Source organism: Brevibacillus sp. YAE8, assembly GCF_057543335.1.
In genome coordinates, this window is record NZ_BAAIYG010000004.1 from 274150 (window position 1) to 291212 (window position 17063).

General features: G+C 54.0%; 17 protein-coding genes, 2 pseudogenes and 1 other annotated feature. Of the genes and pseudogenes, 9 read left to right on the forward strand and 10 right to left on the reverse strand.

Annotated features, from left to right (window positions below):
* Positions 1 to 52 precede the first annotated feature (52 nt).
* Together AC27IT_RS09170 and AC27IT_RS09175 are read left to right on the forward strand one after the other, a co-directional pair.
* Positions 53 to 424: a CidA/LrgA family protein gene (locus AC27IT_RS09170; protein ID WP_005827031.1), complete on the forward strand. Its 372-nt coding sequence runs from the start codon at positions 53 to 55 to the stop codon at positions 422 to 424.
* Complete coding sequence (locus AC27IT_RS09175) at positions 421 to 1089, forward strand: LrgB family protein (protein ID WP_005827033.1); 669 nt, start codon at positions 421 to 423, stop codon at positions 1087 to 1089. The genes AC27IT_RS09170 and AC27IT_RS09175 overlap by 4 nt, the downstream gene beginning before the upstream one ends.
* A gap of 84 nt (positions 1090 to 1173) precedes the next feature.
* On the opposite strand, the gene AC27IT_RS09180 is transcribed toward AC27IT_RS09175, so the two are convergent.
* From AC27IT_RS09180 to AC27IT_RS09205, 6 genes and pseudogenes are all read right to left on the reverse strand, one after another.
* Positions 1174 to 1953 carry a sulfite exporter TauE/SafE family protein gene (locus AC27IT_RS09180; protein ID WP_005827036.1) on the reverse strand — a complete coding sequence of 260 codons (780 nt, stop codon included), beginning with the start codon at positions 1951 to 1953 and terminating at the stop codon, positions 1174 to 1176.
* A complete protein-coding gene (locus AC27IT_RS09185; RefSeq protein ID WP_487091748.1) occupies positions 1950 to 3362 on the reverse strand; it encodes an MBL fold metallo-hydrolase in 1413 nt (470 codons plus the stop codon). The genes AC27IT_RS09180 and AC27IT_RS09185 overlap by 4 nt, the downstream gene beginning before the upstream one ends.
* Before the next feature lie 20 nt (positions 3363 to 3382).
* Positions 3383 to 3718: a DUF1641 domain-containing protein gene (locus AC27IT_RS09190; protein WP_007781542.1), complete on the reverse strand. Its 336-nt coding sequence runs from the start codon at positions 3716 to 3718 to the stop codon at positions 3383 to 3385.
* A 14-nt stretch (positions 3719 to 3732) separates the two neighbouring features.
* Positions 3733 to 4256: pseudogene (locus tag AC27IT_RS09195) on the reverse strand (PAS domain S-box protein); the annotation flags it as partial.
* Between the two features lie 283 nt (positions 4257 to 4539).
* Complete coding sequence (locus AC27IT_RS09200; RefSeq protein WP_487091749.1) at positions 4540 to 5721, reverse strand: aminotransferase; 1182 nt, start codon at positions 5719 to 5721, stop codon at positions 4540 to 4542.
* Entirely contained in the window at positions 5718 to 6218 is a 501-nt protein-coding gene (locus AC27IT_RS09205) for an Lrp/AsnC family transcriptional regulator (protein WP_005836183.1), read from the reverse strand. Before AC27IT_RS09205 ends, AC27IT_RS09200 begins: the two co-directional genes overlap by 4 nt.
* 79 nt (positions 6219 to 6297) lie before the next feature.
* Positions 6298 to 6542, reverse strand: a binding site (T-box leader).
* Positions 6543 to 6785: 243 nt separating this feature from the next.
* Between AC27IT_RS09205 and AC27IT_RS09210 the strand changes: the two genes are divergently transcribed.
* The 5 genes and pseudogenes from AC27IT_RS09210 to AC27IT_RS09230 all read left to right on the forward strand — a co-directional run.
* Positions 6786 to 7136: an exopolyphosphatase gene (locus AC27IT_RS09210; protein WP_310670011.1), complete on the forward strand. Its 351-nt coding sequence runs from the start codon at positions 6786 to 6788 to the stop codon at positions 7134 to 7136.
* Between the two features lie 131 nt (positions 7137 to 7267).
* Positions 7268 to 8050 (forward strand): NUDIX hydrolase, encoded by a 783-nt coding sequence (locus AC27IT_RS09215; protein ID WP_007781533.1) that lies wholly within the window; start codon positions 7268 to 7270, stop codon positions 8048 to 8050.
* Between the two features lie 36 nt (positions 8051 to 8086).
* Complete coding sequence (locus AC27IT_RS09220) at positions 8087 to 8632, forward strand: cysteine hydrolase family protein (protein ID WP_005836175.1); 546 nt, start codon at positions 8087 to 8089, stop codon at positions 8630 to 8632.
* Between the two features lie 43 nt (positions 8633 to 8675).
* A complete protein-coding gene (gene nadD, locus AC27IT_RS09225; protein WP_005836174.1) occupies positions 8676 to 9314 on the forward strand; it encodes a nicotinate-nucleotide adenylyltransferase in 639 nt (212 codons plus the stop codon).
* Positions 9315 to 9449: 135 nt separating this feature from the next.
* A pseudogene (locus tag AC27IT_RS09230) lies at positions 9450 to 10163 on the forward strand (IS3 family transposase); the annotation flags it as partial.
* Positions 10164 to 10251: 88 nt separating this feature from the next.
* On the opposite strand, the gene AC27IT_RS09235 reads toward AC27IT_RS09230, so the two are convergent.
* On the reverse strand, positions 10252 to 12366 hold the full coding sequence (locus tag AC27IT_RS09235) for a putative bifunctional diguanylate cyclase/phosphodiesterase (protein ID WP_487091755.1): 2115 nt from the start codon (positions 12364 to 12366) through the stop codon (positions 10252 to 10254).
* A gap of 450 nt (positions 12367 to 12816) precedes the next feature.
* Positions 12817 to 13719 (reverse strand): DNA adenine methylase, encoded by a 903-nt coding sequence (locus AC27IT_RS09240; protein ID WP_327944929.1) that lies wholly within the window; start codon positions 13717 to 13719, stop codon positions 12817 to 12819.
* A gap of 181 nt (positions 13720 to 13900) precedes the next feature.
* On the opposite strand from AC27IT_RS09240, the gene AC27IT_RS09245 reads away from it, so the two are divergent.
* Positions 13901 to 14140, forward strand: a complete 240-nt coding sequence (locus tag AC27IT_RS09245; RefSeq protein ID WP_005835235.1) for a helix-turn-helix domain-containing protein — start codon at positions 13901 to 13903, stop codon at positions 14138 to 14140.
* Between the two features lie 5 nt (positions 14141 to 14145).
* On the forward strand, positions 14146 to 15024 hold the full coding sequence (locus AC27IT_RS09250; protein WP_487091750.1) for a DUF7687 domain-containing protein: 879 nt from the start codon (positions 14146 to 14148) through the stop codon (positions 15022 to 15024).
* Positions 15025 to 15339: 315 nt separating this feature from the next.
* On the opposite strand, the gene AC27IT_RS09255 is transcribed toward AC27IT_RS09250, so the two are convergent.
* Together AC27IT_RS09255 and AC27IT_RS09260 are read right to left on the reverse strand one after the other, a co-directional pair.
* Positions 15340 to 16488, reverse strand: coding sequence for an alpha-hydroxy-acid oxidizing protein (locus AC27IT_RS09255; protein WP_025847941.1), 1149 nt, complete (start codon positions 16486 to 16488; stop codon positions 15340 to 15342).
* 312 nt (positions 16489 to 16800) lie between these two features.
* Positions 16801 to 17049, reverse strand: coding sequence for a spore germination protein (locus tag AC27IT_RS09260; RefSeq protein WP_005835243.1), 249 nt, complete (start codon positions 17047 to 17049; stop codon positions 16801 to 16803).
* Positions 17050 to 17063: the final 14 nt, after the last annotated feature.

Sequence of the window (17063 nt, forward strand, 5' to 3'; positions counted from 1 at the left end):
TTTACCTATGAAAAGAGGTGATGTACACTTTTCACAAAGGGAGAGGACCAACATGAAAAGACTGCTTATCATCGTGGGGCAAGTGGCGTTTTTCATCATCGTGTCCGCGTTGATGAACCTGCTCGTCTCCGTCCTTGGCTGGAAAATCCCCGGCAGCATTTTGGGGATGTTTGTCGTGTTTTTGCTGCTCCAGGCAAAAGTGCTGCGTCTGGAGTGGATCGAATCGGGCGCGGCCTGGCTTATGGCCGAGCTGCTACTGTTTTTCATTCCGCCGTCTGTCGGCATCGTCTCGTATCAAAGCTTGATGCTGCATGAAGGGCTGCAAATTGTCCTGATTATCGTCATCGGCACGGCGTTTGTCATGGCGTGCAGCGGCTTGATCGCCCAAAGCATTTCCAAGCGAAAGGAGCATTCGCGCTCATGATGATCGGACTGCTCGGCTTTCTATTCACCATCGCGCTTTACCTGATCGCCAAGCGGCTTTACCGCTACAGACCGATTCTCTTGTTTTCGCCGCTATTGTTTACGCCAATCGTTTTGGTCGTGCTGCTGCTTTGCACTCATCTTTCTTACCGTGATTACAATGAAGGCGGCAAATGGCTGGCGTACATGCTTCAGCCCGCGACCATCGCGTTTGCCGTGCCGCTGTACAAACACTACTCTTTATTGAAGAAACACGCTGCGCAAATCATGATTAGCGTAGTGTCCGGCTCAGCGGTGGCCGTCGTTTCTTCTGCCGTACTCGCCCTTTTGCTGCACACAGACGAGCAGGTGCTGTACAGCCTTTTGCCGCGCTCAATCACGACGCCGATTGCGATGAACGTCTCGCAAATGATCGGGGGCGTCCCTTCGATCACCGCTGTGCTCGTCCTGATGACCGGACTGCTCGGCTCGATCATCGGGCCGTACATCATCTCCTATTTGCGCATCTCCGACGATATCGCCCGCGGCGTGCTGCTCGGCACGAGCGCACATGGAGCCGGAACGTCCAAGGCGTTTGAGATTAGTCCGATTACAGGGACGGTTTCGAGCATTTCCATGATTTTGGCGGCGCTGGTCACGCAATTGGCGACGACGCTTCTCGTCTAACAGCCCGTTGGCTGCCTGACACCAGATGCAACAGATGATCGTAAACGGACAGGTTCCCCCTTTCGCGGAAAACCTGTCCGTTTTTCACATGATGAGGTCTGTCCAGATTTTGATCGTCGTGCCCAAAATCAGGAGCGCTAAAATCGCCTGAAGGCTTTTCGTGTTCAACCGCTTGCTGACCGCAGTTCCGAGCGGCGCAGCCAACACGCTGGCGATTACCATGATGAGGGAAGGCCAGAACAAGACGTCTCCCGCCATCAGTTTGCCGATCGTCGCGCCGATGGAAGACAGAAAGGTGATCGCAAGCGAAGACGCTATAGTAACTCGCGTAGGAATTTTAAGGACGACAAGCATAATCGGCACGAGAATGAATGCGCCCGCCGCTCCGACAATGCCGGAAGCGGCTCCGACAATCAGCGCGGAGGTTACGGCCGTAGGCTTATGGAACGCGATGTCGGCCATTTCCTTGTCGTCGATCGCTTTTTTGGGCATAAACATCATCAGTACGGCAATCGTCGCCAAAATAGCATAGACGACGTTGATGGCGTCAGCCGAGAGATATTTGCCCCCATATCCGCCGACCAGGCTGCCGACAACGATCGCGCTGCCCATGTACAAAACAAGCTGATAATGAATCAGCTTGTCTTTTCGCAAAGCCCAGACCGCGGATAAGGTGGCAAAAAACACTTGCACAGCACTGATTCCGGAAACTTCGTGGGCCGTGTAGGCAGCCAGTCCGAGTGCCGCTGGAATGTAGAGGAGCATCGGGTACTTGATGATCGAGCCGCCGATTCCGACAAGCCCGGAGATGAACGACCCCGCAAAGCCGATCAAAAACAGGGTGAGAGCAAGGCTGAACGTCATACGCTCTCCAATCCGTCTTTTTGCCACTGGACAAAGCCGCCGCTCAAGTTCAGCACCTGCTTGAAGCCGTTTGCCTGCAGGATGCTGGCACCGATGGCAGAGCGCGCCCCGGAGCGGCATTGCACGAGGATCGGCTTGTCTTCTGGTATCTCATCCAGCCTTCCAGGCAATGTTCCCAGCATGATGTGCTGTGCGTTTGGAATGTGTCCTTCCTGCCATTCAGTCAAATTGCGCACGTCCACGACGTGTACTTCTCCGCTTTCTACCTGTTTCGCTGCTTCCAGCGGGGTGATTTCCGCGTACGATTCGAGTTCAAAGACGCCTTCCGGCAAAATCCGGTTCACGTCCATCACTCCTGCTGCATTGTCGATTCCTACGGAGCGAAGCGCCTGCAGCAACTCGTCCAGCTCGCCTGGATTGGTCAAAAAGTACACGGGACGGTTGTAGTCGACGAGCCAGCCTGCCCAGTTGGGAAAGGCTTTGTTAAACGGAATGTTGACCGTTCCCGCTACATGTCCTTGCGCAAACGCCCGGGCAGAACGCGTATCGACGACCTGCTGTCCTTCCGCCAGCCACCGTTTCAGCTTTTCCGCCTCCGTTTCTTCCGTTACCGCAGGCAGGTCGCGCAACAGGGCAGGTCCGACTTTGTTGACGTGCTTCATCACAGCGAAGTATTTCGGCGGCTCCGGCTGACCGTCGAGCAGAGCATGGACAAATTCCTCCTCATCGGTGTACTGCATCGCCCAGTTGAACATCTTTTCGTAGCCGACCGTCGATGAAGGGACCGCCCCTAACGCCTTGCCGCACGCGCTGCCTGCGCCATGGGCCGGCCAGACTTGCAAGTAATCGGGAAGCTGCTTGAACTTCAGCAGAGACTTGAACATCGCTCTCGCTCCCGCATCGGCCGTTCCCGCGACTCCTGCTGCTTTTTCCAGCAAATCAGGGCGGCCAATATCGCCCACAAAGACGAAGTCGCCCGTAAAAATCCCGATCGGACGGTCTGCGTTTCCGCCGCGGTCTGTCAGCAGGAAGGAAATGCTCTCCGGCGTATGGCCGGGGGTGTGCATCACCTGAAAAAACAGGTTGCCGATGGCGAAGCGGTCGCCGTCCCGCAACAATTGATGATTGAGCCCATCGGCATACTGGTATTTCCAGTCCGCATCGCCTTCGTCGGACAGGTACAGCTTCGCTTGATGGGCGACGCCCAACTCGCGGACGCCGGAGACAAAGTCTGCATGAATATGGGTTTCTGTGGCGGCGACGATCGACACGCCTTCCGCTTGCGCGACCTGGAAGTACGGCTGCAGATTGCGGCCCGGATCAATCACGATCGCTTCGCCCGTTTTTTGGCAGCCCACCAGATAAGATGCGTGGGCCAGCTTTTCATCGTAAAAGTAACGCAACAGCATGGAAACATCCTCCCTTTTCTTCAAGATTTCCGATTTTTTTCGGCGAGCACTTCCAACAGCGATTGGGCAAAGCGCAGCGCCTTTTGCACGGCAGGATCTTTCATCAGGCGCAGCAGGGTGAAAACGGAAACCGTTTCGTGCCTGCGCTCCGCTCGCTCTTTTGCTTCGCGGAGGACGGCTACGCCGTTTTCCATCTGGGCAGCGACAGGCGTGATGTACGCTTTCACTCCGTCGAGCAAATACTGCTGAGACTGTTTGTCTTGGCCGACGCTTTCCAGGAAATCAGCGACCTGTTCGATCGCGTTTACATATTTGACCAGCTTCGGCAGCTTCTCCAACAAGGCAAACAAGGCCACAATTGCTTCCTCGTCAACGCGATACAAATTGGCCCACGCCGTCGTGCAGCTCCTGAGCCAGTCGTTTGTGCTCGCTCTCCTGCGCCTCCAACGTTTTTTGCAACACGAGCTTGGAGATTCTGGCCTCTTCTTCTTTTCGCTTGGCCGTCAAGTCTTTCAGCACCAAAAGAATTTCCTGCTTGCGCTGTTCGCCATTCTCGTAGATGATCGCCGTGCTCATCTCCATGTCAACGTATCGGCCTTCATAGGTGGGCATCGACGAGAGGAAATAGGGAATTTCCCGTTTCGCCATCAAATAGCAGCGTTCTTCGCCCGGCTCCAGCTTTCTCGTTTGGCAATAAGAACAGTACGGAACCTTTTCGCCCAATTTCCAGCCGGTAATCCTCTCTGCGGACGGATTCATCAGCAAAATTTTCCGCTCTTCGTTCATGAGGATAATCCCGTCCTGCAAGTGGTCGAAAATCTGCCTCAAATAGCCGCCTTCCATCCCTAATCCATCGTTTCCGTGCCGTTCAAAAAACAAGCGATTTTGATCCATCGTAGGTCCTCCACGCAGCTTGGATTCCAGGTCATTTTCTTGTCTGCCCTTGTACGTATTTTACGTTACAGAGCCAGAGAGGGGGCGAACAAGTGTCACTTTGGCCCCCGTGTTTTCCTCCTGAGCCAAGCCTAATCATACTGGTTGCAGCGCGTTCATCGTATAGGTGGGTTCCCCTATCTTGTGGTCTGCGAAAAAAAACGACAATCCTGACCGTCCCGTTAGACGCTCGGATTGCCGTTTTTCGTTCTCGTTTCGCTTATGTCTTCATGCACCGGGCGAGCTACGACAGTTTGCCCATCATCCGCTCCATCCGCTCCAGCGCCTTTTTCAACTGTTCCATGGACGTCGCGTACGAGCAGCGAATGTGTCCTTGCCCGCTCTCGCCGAACACGTCCCCCGGCACGACTGCCACTCTTTCCTCCAGCAGCAGCTTTTCCGCGAACTCAGCCGAGCTAAGTCCTGTCGCCGCCACAGAAGGGAAGGCGTAGAACGCTCCGTCCGGCTCATGGCACGCAAGCCCGATCTGGCGGAAGCCGTCGACCACGTAGTTGCGGCGCTGGCGGTAGCTCTCGATCATCCGCTCCATATCGGCGCGGCCATGGCGCAAAGCTTCGAGCGCCGCCATCTGTGCCATCGTCGGCGCACACAGCATCGTGTACTGGTGAATTTTCAGCATGCCCGCCAAGAGGTCAGGCGTCGCGCACACGTACCCGAGACGCCAGCCAGTCATGGCAAACGCCTTGGAGAAGCCGGAAATCAAAATCGTCCGCTCCTTCATCCCGGGCAGGGCGGCGATGCTGTCGTGCATGCGTCCGTAAGTCAGCTCGGCGTAAATCTCGTCGGAGATCACCAAGAGGTCGTGCTTTTCGATGATCGGCAAAAGCGTTTTCCACTCATCCGCCGTCATCGTGCCCCCTGTCGGGTTGTTCGGATAGCAGAAGATGATCGCCTTCGTGCGTTCGGAGATGTTGGCCTCAAGCTCCTGCGGCGTCAGCTTGAACTGGTTCTCCATCGTCGTTTTCAAAAACTTCGGCACGCCGCCTGCCAGACGAATCACCGGCTCGTAGGAGACGTAGCACGGCTCTACTACCAGCACCTCGTCGCCCGGATCGAGAATGGCGCGCAGCGCAATGTCAATCGCTTCGCTGGCCCCGACGGTCACGAGAATCTCCGTCTCGGGATGATAGCTGACGGAAAAGCGCTCCTCCAAATATTTTTGAATCTCCACGCGCAGCGGCAGCATCCCTGCGTTGGACGTGTACGCGGTGTGTCCGCGCTCCAGGGAGGAAATCGAAGCTTCGCGCATGCGCCAGGGCGTCACGAAATCCGGCTCCCCAACTCCCAGGGAGATGACCCCTTCCATCGACGCCGCCAGGTCGAAAAAGCGGCGAATGCCCGATGGCTTCAAGGATGCGACTGTAGAAGACAAGCGATTTTTTTTGACTGTCAGTTGCGTATTCACGGCGTAACCACCATCCTGCGATCTTCGTCACGATCTTCCAGCTCAATGCCGTCGTGCTTGTAGCGTTTCAAAATAAAGTGCGTGGCTGTCGATACTACGGAGTCGAGCGTCGCCAGCTTTTGCGATACGAAGGTGGCGACCTCCTTCATCGTCTTTCCTTCCAGAATGATCGACAAATCGTAGCTGGCACCGGACATCAGGTAGACGGCCTTCACTTCCGGGAAGCGACAAATGCGCTGGGCCACCTCATCAAAGCCGACGTCGCGCTTGGGCGTCACCTTGACGTCGATCATGGCGTTGACGTACGGATGGTCCTCCACGCGCTCCCAGTTGACCAGCGCCGGGTATTTCACAATCACCTTCTCGGCTTCCAGCTCCGCAATCGCCTGCTCGATTGCCTCTGTCGGCTCCGCCAGCATTTTGCCGATCTGCTCGGCGCTCATGCGGCTGTCCTCTTCCAATAGGTGCAACAGTTCCCTTTGCTTCAAGCGATCCATTCCCTACCACTCCCGTTTTTTCTTTTTGGCAAAAATCAAAAAGCCCCAGCAACCCAACTCATGATTTCATGAATCGGATTGCTGAGGCGAAGGTATCGCGGTACCACTCAGCTTTTTTGCCTTTCTCGCAAAAGGCAAACTCGTGCAGTCTTGTCAAAAAGACATGCGCCCCGTAACGTGGGGAAAGTCCGCTGCTTTCTACTGATTGTTCAAAAGCAGAGCTCCAAGGTGGCTTTCAAAAAGAGTTCGCGGCCGCCCTCCCAGCAATCAGGCAGCTCTCTGGACGTCAAATCCCTTTTTTACTTTCCTTTTCACAGCCATGTATCGTATGCGTATGAACTGTTTGGTTGAATGTCTCAGATTATAAAAAGGTTTTCGGCCGTTGTCAACCGACAACTTCCTGGGTGGAAGGACGCATGTTGTATGGCATAATGAAAAGATCGACAGCTTTTCGGACAAAGCAGGCACGACTGTTTTGTTGAGGCAAGCGGCCAATTTTACCTTCGGACGAAAAACGGCGGCCCGCAAACAGGGACGTTTTTCACATGAAAAAAAGTGGGGTATCGCATGAAAAAGAGCATCGGTGTCATTGATCTTGGCTCCAATACAGCCAGATTGGTCATTTACGAGCAAGACGATTCAGGAATGGTAACGGAAGTAGACAATATCAAATACAGCTTGCGTCTCAGCAACCATCTGCACGCTGGACGACTGGACGAGGAAGGAATCGCGAAGAGATTGACAGCCACGCTCATGGCGGACGGCACGTATGTGCGCGTGCAGCCGAGAAGCCCCTCCCCCTTCAACAGCCAACTGTTTTTTTGGGAGGAAGCCTTTCAGTCCAGCCAACCTGCCCACTCGCTGCAGCAGCGCCTCAAGCCGATTACCGCCCTGCTGGAAGCAGCCTCTCCGCTTTAACCGACGTCTGAGTCTCTCAGGCGTTTTTTATTGGCAAATTTTTATATTGTCACATTGACATTGTTAAAACGATATCATAATATAAAAGCAACCTAACGAACTGCGCATACAGAAAGGAGGGCGTTGTGAGCATGCATCGCCTGCAAGCCAAACGCATCCGGTTTCGCACCAAAAAACACCGCTCGCCAGACGGGCTGCCGACGGATATTTGCCTCTTTACCATCCTTTCCGTGCCGCGCCCGACCAAAACAAGATCGTTGCCGCACAAGCAGCTCGCCGTCCTGCTGATCGAGCGAAAAAGCGACACGTACGGGCAGCAGTGGGCTTTGCCCGGCGGCTTTTCCAAAGAAAGCGAGACGCTCGACGAATGCGCCTACCGCGAGTTGAAGGAAGAGACGAACATCGACCGCAACGTCCACATCGAGCAGCTCAAAACTTACTACAAGCCGGGACGCGATCCGCGCGGCTGGATTCCGAGCGTCGCCTACGTCTCGCTCGTGCACGAGGACCTGCTCAAGCACGCGCGGGCAGCCGACGACGCCTCCGATGCCCGGCTGTTTCCCATCGAGGAAGCATTCGCTCTCGACCTGGCCTTCGATCACCGGGAGATACTGACGGACGCCTTGCAGCGCGTGCGGGAAAAAATGCTCCAGACCAACATCGCCAAAGCGTTTCTCCCTGACGAGTTCACGCTGAGCGAGCTGCTGCAGGTCATCGAAACGGTCGTCCCCAGCTTCAAGGTGAGCGATCGCGGCAATTTTGAGCGGCGCCTGCTCGCGACCACGAGACGGCAAGGCATCCTCGAAGCGGTAGTAGACGCTGACGGCAAGCCTGTCTACTCCACGGAGTATTCCAACTCTCCCGCCAAGCTGTACCGCTTTACCGATTACACCCCGACTGCCATGATTTATTAAAAGCACGACCACACTCATTTCAGGAGGTTGTTGTCCATGAAAGCGTTGATTGTGATCGACTACACGAATGACTTTGTCGCGACGGACGGAGCGCTGACCTGCAAGGAGCCTGGGCAAGTTATCGAAGGGCGCATCGGCGAATTGATTCGCGATTTTCTCGCAGAAGGCGACTTTGTCGTGATGGCGGTGGACGCCCACAAGGAGCAGGACCCGTACCACCCGGAAACCGGACTGTACCCGCCGCACAACATCATCGGCACCGCTGGCCGCAACCTGTACGGCAGCATTCAGGACATTTACGAGGAATTTGAGGACACGATTTACTGGATGGACAAAACGCGCTACAGCGCCTTCCAGGGCACAGACCTCGCGCTGCAGCTTCGCTCGCGCGGCATTGCGGAAATTCACCTGGTCGGCGTCTGCACGGACATTTGCGTCCTGCACACGGCGATCGAAGGCTTTTATCACGGTTTTCGCGTCGTCATTCACGAGGATGCCGTCGCCAGCTTCAATCCGGTCGGACACGAGTGGGCTTTGGGACATTTTCAAAACCAGTTGGGCATGTCCGTCGTGAAAAAATAAGCGTTGGCAGGCTTGTCATGCCAGATATACGGGAGGTACGATCATGCGCATCGGCATTTACGGCAGCAGCTTTGATCCCATCACTTACAGCCACCTGTTCACGGCGGCCACCGTCGCTCATCGCAGACGCCTGGACAAAGTCATCTTCGTCCCCTGCTCGTCCAAGCGCCACGACAAAAAAATGCAGACGGAGGACGTTCATCGCCTGCACATGCTGAAGCTAGCGCTGGCGACGTGTCAGCACAAGACGAACCAATTCGGGGAGCCGCTGTTTGAAATCTCCACCGTAGAGATGGACGCGCTACCTGGCGAAACTTACACGTACGACACGATGGTCCACCTGCAAAAAAAGTACCCGCAGGATGAGCTGTTTTTCATCATGGGCTCGGATTTGCTCGTCGGGCTGTCGAACTGGGGCAATGCCGAAAAGCTGGTCTCCCGGTTCAACTTCATCGTCATGACGCGGGAAGGCTACCCGACGGCCGATCTGATCGCGGAAGACCCGCTGCTGCGCAACCATGACGAACATTTCCTGATTATGAGCAAAGGCATCAACATGGGCATCAGTTCGACGTACATCCGCGATGAAATCCGCAAAGGCGGCGATCCCAGCTTCCTGCTGCCGGATGCGTGCCTGGCGTACATTTACGAGCAGGGCATTTACCGCGAGCAGCGGGTTTGACTTTTCTCCCAACGCAAAAAAGCCGGGTGTGTGTGGTATTATCCCCTTACGGTAGACAGTGAGAAAAGCCCTCATGGTATCATGAGAGGAACACTGTTGACCGGAGGGGATTTTTTATGCCACCACATAAAGGGCAAAAGCAGCAGCGGTATGACGAAGGAACAAAGAGGGAAGTTGGATAAGCAAACCCGGTTCAGGACCATCGAAGAAATGAGCCATCGGTACGCCATCATCATGCTGTGCGAAATAGCAGAAGTCTCACGGGCAGGGTTCTACAAGTGGAAAGCGACGGAAACGGCTCGTAGGTTACGAGCAGTGCAGGATGCCGATCTAAAGGAGCATATCCTTTCGATCCACCGCCTTCGCCCTTACTTTGGATATAAACGCATGCGCACCGCCCTGCGTAAAGAGGGACGTAACGTGAACAGCAAGAAAGTTCGCCGACTGATGCGAGAATTAGGTATCCGATCGGTGGTCCGCAAGAAACGTCCATTTGCCGGCCGTAAGCCTTCCGTTGTATTTGACAATGTTCTTCACCGCCAGTTCACTGCACAGGAGGCCGGAAAGAAATTGGTCACCGATATTACCTACATTCGCGTCGTCGATGGATTCCTGTATCTGTCTGTGGTGCTCGATCTGCACAACGTGGCAACTGCTTCGACAATGCCTGTGTAGAATCGTTTTTCTCCCATTTGAAGACGGAAAAGTTGTATTTAGAAAAACCGAGGGATCTGGCTCACGCCCGCAAACTGATCGCTGAATACATTTCAGTTTTACAATACAGAGCGGTTCCAGAAAAAACTTGGCGACCTCTCCCCAATAGAGTACCGGGAATCGATCGCCGCTTAATACAATGTCTTTTTTTACTGTCTACTTGACGGGGCTATGACCAGTGCTCCCCGGCTTTTTGTGTGCGCTTTTGGTGCTACAGGTCATGCTATTGCGCCAAATCTTTGCGCAAATAGCGGTCGAAGTCATCCGTAGCCAACGGGCGGCTGAACAAGTAGCCTTGGCCGAGATCGCAGCCATTTTCCTGCAAGGCCGCTACCTGATCGTCCAGCTCGATGCCTTCTGCGATCACGTTCATGTTCAAGCTTTGCGCAATCGTCACGATCGCTTTTACGATTGCCTGGCTCTCTTGATTGTGGTGAATATCGCGAATAAAGGACGCGTCAATTTTGATCGTGTCCACCGGCAAGCTTTTGATGTAGCTAAACGAGCTGTAGCCTGTCCCGAAGTCGTCGATGGAAATGCGGATGCCGATGTCGCGAATTTGCTGCAAAATAGCCGTAGCTTCTTCCAGCTTCACGAAAATGCTTTCGGTAATCTCCAGCTCCAGCCATTCCGGTGGCAGCCCGGTTTCCTCCAACACATTTTTTATCATGTCTACGAGGTCTTTCTGGTAGATTTGCCTCGCAGACAGATTGACGGACACTTTCAGCGGGAAGCCCTGGTCGTGCCACAGCTTGTTTTGGCGGCACGCCTGGCGCAGAATCCACTCTCCCAGGCCGATAATCATTCCGGTCTCTTCGGCGATCGGGATGAACCGAATCGGCGAAATCACGCCCAGCTCCGGATGAACCCAGCGGACGAGCGCTTCCATCCCGGTCAGCTTCCCTGTCACAATGTCTATTTTCGGCTGGTAGTAGATTTGGAAATGCTCCTGCTCGATCGCTTTGCGCAGCTCATTTTCCATCAGGATGCGCTCCAGCGACTTCGCCTCCATCGTCGGATCAAAAAACTCGTACCCGTTTTTGCCGTGCGATTTGACCGTGTACAGCGCGGTGTCCGCCCGCTTGAGCAGGTCGTCGGCATTGTCTCCATCCTGCGGAAACAACGCGATGCCGATGCTGCACGACACGTTGAAGGAATGCCCGTGAAGTTCAAACGGCCTCTGCAGCGCATTCATGATCTGGTCGGCCAGTGCCGCCGCTTCCTCCCGGTCAGTCAGTTGGCTGAGCAAGACGGTAAACTCATCTCCGCCGAGCCGCGCCACGACATCGCCCGGTCTGAGACATTCCCGCAAACGGTTGGACGCTTCCACCAGCAGCAAATCCCCTACGTCATGCCCGAAGGAATCGTTGACGTCCTTGAAGCGGTCCAGATCGAGGAACAGGACGGCGAGATTGGACTGGAACCGCTTGGCTTGGATGATTTCCCTGCTCAGATGCTGGACGTACATGCGGCGGTTCGGCAAGTCTGTCAAAGCGTCGTGGTAGGCCAGGTGATGGATCAGTTCCTCCGACTGCTTGCGATCCGTAATGTCGCGCGTGATGAGCAGCAGCTTGCTCACGTTCCCCTGCTCGTCGAGAACCGGATTGATTTTGCTCTCGGTCCAGATCGTGTCGCCCTTGCGCGTCAGGATGCGGCATTCCACCGTGTACTCTTTTCGCGTCGAGTACGTATGCTGAATCGCATAGGCCATAACGTCCCGGTCGCTCTCCACGATCCATTCGAACATGTTGTGAAAGCGCTCATCTGGAATGTCATGCTCAAACACAGCCTTATGCGACGGAGACAAGTACAAAAAGTCGCCTTCGGCATTAATCATGCTGATGATATCGGACGTATTTTCAGCGATGATCCGGTACAGCTCCTCGCTTTTTCTGACTTCTTCCTCCATATGCTTGCGCGCCGTAATGTCGTTGCGAATGGAAACGTACTGATAGATTTTCCCGGCAGTATTGACGAATGGCACAATCGTGGTGTCCACCCAGTACAAGCTGCCGTCTTTGGCCCGATTACAGATTTCGCCCCGCCACACTTTGCCCGAGCCGATGCATTTCCACATCTGCTGGAAAAACGACTTGGGATGGTGCCCGGAGTTGAGCAGCCGATGGTCTTGCCCGAGCAGCTCGCTGCGGCTGTATTTGGATATGCGGCAAAATTGCTCGTTCGCCCGCAGAATAATCCCGCGGTGATCGGTAATCGCGAGGATCGTCGACTGGTCGAGCGCATACTTTACGTCAGCCAGCTCCCGCAGGACGACTTTCAGCTCCCCGTCCTTTTCCTGCAGCAACTCTTCCCACTCTTCTGGAGTCAAAACTTCCATCAATTTGTTTCTCATCATCTATCACCCGTTTGCGCTCATGCGGCAGGCACGGCGCCGATAATTTTCGTAAAAGCACTTGTCTGTCGTAAAGCGCGTTGCAGCAAAGCCTTTGCCAAAGTGCTGGAAAGAAAAAGTAGTTCTTTGGTAGGGAGACGCGTTGCGTAAATGCTCGCCCTGATATGCTTCGCAGCAGCGTCGCTACTCACGGACTTTTCGCAAAACGACAAGCTTTGCGAAAAGAGCGTTCAAAAAAAATGACCCTCATGCCAAGGATCGCGATATGATGACGACAAGTTTGCTTCATTTTACCATGTATCGGCTAAAGATCAATAAGCACGCATGTGTTAGAAGCGACATTTTTGCAAACTTCGCGCTCGCTGGCGGGAGGCTTGACACTCCGGGGAAAACAGGGACCAAAGGCGCAAAAAAAAGAACCCGTTTCAGGTTCTTTTACCAGGTGAGAAACAGTTTGTCGTGCACATCTTCGTTGACCATTTCTTCGCCCGCTCTCTGCAGACGGTTTATCATGGAAATGCCGCAGTTTACCAATATGCTCCTCGCAAACAAGCCGGCTGGCGGCTGCACGCCGATGTCTTCGGCTTTCGATTTTTTCTTGCCGTTGATCGAGAGCATTACTTTTGCGCCTCTTTTCTTGCAGGCGTATATCGCATCCCACAAGTCTTCGATCCTGAACGTCTGCGAACCGTACAGGATGCTTTGGCTGTGCGTGTATGGCGGGTCACAGTAAACCAGGTCGCCTTCGCCAGCCAGTCCCATCACTTCTCGGAAATCTTTATGCATAAACGTTACTTCCTTCACCAGTTGATGCCAAATTTCTACCCGTTTGGCAAACGCCTCGGGCGGAATCGGCTTGTGCGGCCCAATCGGTGTGCTCATATAGCCATCGCTTTTTCGAAAGCGCACGACACCGGAATAGCACGTTCTGGTCAGAACCGCAAAATCGAGCGCATTGAACGTTTGATTGAATCTTTCCCTGATTTCCAAATATTTTTGTTCTCTGTTGTCGTTGTAATCTTTTATACAAGCCTCGTAATGGCGGACCAATGTGTCCGGATCGTTTTTCACATACTCAAAAATGCCGATCAGAAAAGGAAGAATATCGCCGCCGATGGCCTGCTTGTAACGGGGAAACAAGCTGTTCCGGTTTTCTGCCGCCAGCTTTCCCAATACGGCGCCGCTCCCCAAAAACGGCTCTACATACGTGTGAATTTCTTCGGGCATGTAGGAAACGATCTCTTCCGCAAAACGGTGTTTATTCCCGATCCATTTCAACAATTGCGGGACGTCCGCCAGCTTTTGCCGTTCCAGCTTGTCTTGTACGTATCGACTCATCATGAAGAACCTCACACAACTTCTAGATTTTCCGACTGACAACCATGCCCCATTTTAGCATGAATGGAGAGAAAAAAGTAACCATGATGTCACTTATAGTCTGTAGACCAATAGTCTACATGATAGTACTTTTGTTTCAAATGGAAAAAGAAAGAAACCGATACAAAGTGGTTGATACCAGATGAAGCCGATGAAGCATACAGAGATCAAGCAACAATTTGGGGCAGCGATCAGAAAGCTGCGCATGGAACAAAAAATGACGCAAGAAGAGCTGGCGGGACGTACCGGACTGCATCGCACCTACATCAGCGAAGTCGAACGCGGAGAAAGAAATGTGTCATTGGAAAACATCGTAAAACTGGCAAACGCTTTACGCACCCATGTTTCTTCCGTATTTCTATTGATTGAAAAGGGGGAATAGCCACCGTGAGACCGAATCCGCAGTTTCTAAATCGCAGCTCTGCTTTTTGGGCGTACACAAAGCTCATATCGGAAAAGCTCAACTACTCCAAGGACGGCGAAATTAAAAAGTACTCACAGACAGAAATGGTCTACAAGCTGCAGGAGTTGGGGATTATCATTGACCCGCAAATGCTCGGCGAAGTAAAAGCATACCTCGACTATCGCGCAGATTTGCTGAACGGAATCATCAAGCGCTTGTTCATGGATGTCCATACGGCCCGAGCTGTGTTTTACAAGCTGCAGGCAGAACTTTATGAAAAGAACGGCTATACTTGTGCGCTGCCGTTTAACAAGCAAAAAGGCGAAAAGAAAGACTACGCCTATTTTACAGGCATCGTCAACATTTTGACTGAACACACTCTTCGTACATATGGTAAGCAGAACGGATTGCAGTACGGACGCGACGTCAAGTTTGACGATAACCCGCTAAGCTTGTCCTATATTACAGACGAAGCAGGCAGGCTGCAAGGGATCATGTCCAGACGTTTTGACGGAGCCTACCCCGGTACGGAAAATCCGCTCGCGATCTGGGAAGTCAAAGAATACTACTACACCACCACGTTCGGCAGCAGAATCGCAGACGGGGTGTATGAAACACAGTTGGACGGCTTTGAGATCAATACCATCTCGAAAGAAACGCAAAAGAACATCCAGCACATTTATTTCATTGATGATTTCAATACGTGGTGGAACATGGGAAAATCTTATCTTTGCCGGATCGTCGACATGCTGCACGTCGGTCACGTGGACGAAGTCATCTTCGGCAAGGAAGTGTTGGAGCGCTGGCCGAAAGTGTTGCACGAGCTGCTGGCCGCACACGAAGTAGCCGTACAGGGACGGTAAACAGAAAACGCCCGCGCCATAATCGCATCCCCCTTCTGGTAGACAGCCAAAGTCGGCACCTGCTTCTGTCTTCCGAGAGGGGTTTTTTATCGGAAAATCCGCAGAGCAACCGACGCTGCGTGCAAAAAAACAGCCGCGAACGAACGAAACGTGCAGCAAAAGAAAGCAGCACGTATCCATCACGCGCGTTTTTACAGCGAACCTAAAACAACCTGAGCCAGTATGATTACCGAACTCAGGTTGCTTGTGTGCTTTTTCTCTTCGGTCTTCCTGACAGCGCCCAGTCCAAAGGGGCGTTTCCCGCTGGCAAACCGTCTACGGCAAGCGCACCAGGATGCTGCGGTTCAGATCCTCGACCGAGCGGCTGCCGGACAGAGCCATCTCGACGTCAAATTCGTGGAGCAGCGTATCGAGGACGCTGGACACGCCCTGTTCTCCCGCTACTGCCAGTCCGTACAAAAACGGGCGTCCGATCAGCACCGCATTGGCTCCCAAGGCGATTGCCTTGACGACATCCGCGCCGGTGCGCACGCCGCTGTCGAGCAGGACAGGAATGCTTCCCGCTACTACCTCCGCAATCGCAGGCAGCGCGTCAAGGGTAGAAATCGCTCCATCCATCTGCCGTCCGCCGTGATTGGAAACGATAATGCCATCCACGCCGTGCTCCAGGGCGAGTCTCGCATCATCCGGGTGCAAGAGACCTTTGACGAGGATCGGCAAGCGGGTATGCTCGCGCAAAAAGCCGATATCGCTCCAGTTCAGCGCCGGATGATAAATGTTTTTCAACACTTCCTCGACCGCATTCTCCGGCGTCACCTCGGCCAGCCGCGAGCAAAAGACAGGGTCCGTGATGTAGTTGGCAAGCCCTCTGCCTTCACGCAGCGGCGAATAGCCGTTGCGGAAATCGCGGCGCTTCCAGCCGAGCATGACGGTATCTACCGTGAGCACAATTGCGGAGTACCCAGCCGCTTCCGCGCGCTTGACCATGCTCGCGCTTACTTCGCGATCGTTGGACCAGTAAAGCTGGAACCAGCGCTCCGCCGCTCCCATCGCTTCGGCGATTTGCTCCAGGCTCGTAGAGGAAACCGTGCTGGCGACAAACGGCACACCCGCAGCAGCCGCCGCTCTGGCCGTCGCCAGCTCTGCGTCACGATGCGCGATGGACTGCATGCCGACAGGAGCCAAAAAGATCGGCGCGCTCAGCTTTCGGCCGAACATCGTAATCGCGGAGGTGCGATTCGTGACATCGCGCATCATCCGCGGCACGATTGCCCAGCGGGAAAAAGCCCTCCTGTTTTCGGCAAGCGTCTCTTCGGCTCCCGAGCCTCCGGCAATATAGTCAAACGGACCGTCCGGAAGGATTTCTCTCGCCTGTTTCTCCCAATCTTCAATCGAAACGGGCAGTGCCTGCGTACTTTTGCTCACGCGCGTAAAGAGCAAAGTTTCTTCCTGTGCTTTCGTCATCTTTCCTCTCCCTTTCTATCTGTGCTCCAAGCCGTCAGGCGCATTTTGGCTTGCCCGCTGTGCCCAAGGCCCGTCCTGCTTTGCCAGGACCGTTCTCCTGTGCGAATCACTGTTTTTGGCGGCTCCGCCTGTAGTCACGCAATTATTCGAAAATTAATACAAAAAATCATATACGTTCAGCTTGCCCTCTGTCAATTCCAGAGCAAAAACGAACAACCCCACAAGCCTGTCCAACAGGCGATCAGGCGACACTTCTCCGCGCTGCCAGCCTGGGCTTGTCCGCGCTGCTTCAGTAAGCTATCTGCCAAAACGTTACTTCCGCTTTCGCCTTTTCGCCCGCCTGGACCGTTTGCTGCAGCAAAGCCCGCTCACGGCTCCCCCGCTGCCATATGTGTTCGTCTCGCTGTGCCCGTTGATGACATTCACGACATTGCCGCTGTTTTCGCCGCCGGAGCCGGAAAACGTTTTGCTCACGCTTTTCGGAGAGTTGTTGGCCGTATCACCGAAATTGATGGTACCCGAGTTGTTCGTAATTTGCACGTTTCCTACAAATGTCGCCAACCCGCTCCCTCCTT

What these genes read in the sequence shown, in the direction of transcription:
- AC27IT_RS09170 (WP_005827031.1), top strand. Translation starts at nt 53, where the DNA reads ATGAAAAGACTGCTTATCATCGTGGGGCAAGTGGCGTTTTTCATCATC.
- AC27IT_RS09240 (WP_327944929.1), bottom strand. Translation starts at nt 13,719, where the DNA reads ATGAGTCGATACGTACAAGACAAGCTGGAACGGCAAAAGCTGGCGGAC.
- AC27IT_RS09245 (WP_005835235.1), top strand. Translation starts at nt 13,901, where the DNA reads ATGAAGCCGATGAAGCATACAGAGATCAAGCAACAATTTGGGGCAGCG.
- AC27IT_RS09185 (WP_487091748.1), bottom strand. Translation starts at nt 3,362, where the DNA reads ATGCTGTTGCGTTACTTTTACGATGAAAAGCTGGCCCACGCATCTTAT.
- AC27IT_RS09205 (WP_005836183.1), bottom strand. Translation starts at nt 6,218, where the DNA reads ATGGATCGCTTGAAGCAAAGGGAACTGTTGCACCTATTGGAAGAGGAC.
- AC27IT_RS09175 (WP_005827033.1), top strand. Translation starts at nt 421, where the DNA reads ATGATGATCGGACTGCTCGGCTTTCTATTCACCATCGCGCTTTACCTG.
- AC27IT_RS09235 (WP_487091755.1), bottom strand. Translation starts at nt 12,366, where the DNA reads ATGGAAGTTTTGACTCCAGAAGAGTGGGAAGAGTTGCTGCAGGAAAAG.
- AC27IT_RS09215 (WP_007781533.1), top strand. Translation starts at nt 7,268, where the DNA reads ATGCATCGCCTGCAAGCCAAACGCATCCGGTTTCGCACCAAAAAACAC.
- AC27IT_RS09180 (WP_005827036.1), bottom strand. Translation starts at nt 1,953, where the DNA reads ATGACGTTCAGCCTTGCTCTCACCCTGTTTTTGATCGGCTTTGCGGGG.
- nadD (WP_005836174.1), top strand. Translation starts at nt 8,676, where the DNA reads ATGCGCATCGGCATTTACGGCAGCAGCTTTGATCCCATCACTTACAGC.
- AC27IT_RS09220 (WP_005836175.1), top strand. Translation starts at nt 8,087, where the DNA reads ATGAAAGCGTTGATTGTGATCGACTACACGAATGACTTTGTCGCGACG.
- AC27IT_RS09210 (WP_310670011.1), top strand. Translation starts at nt 6,786, where the DNA reads ATGAAAAAGAGCATCGGTGTCATTGATCTTGGCTCCAATACAGCCAGA.
- AC27IT_RS09255 (WP_025847941.1), bottom strand. Translation starts at nt 16,488, where the DNA reads ATGACGAAAGCACAGGAAGAAACTTTGCTCTTTACGCGCGTGAGCAAA.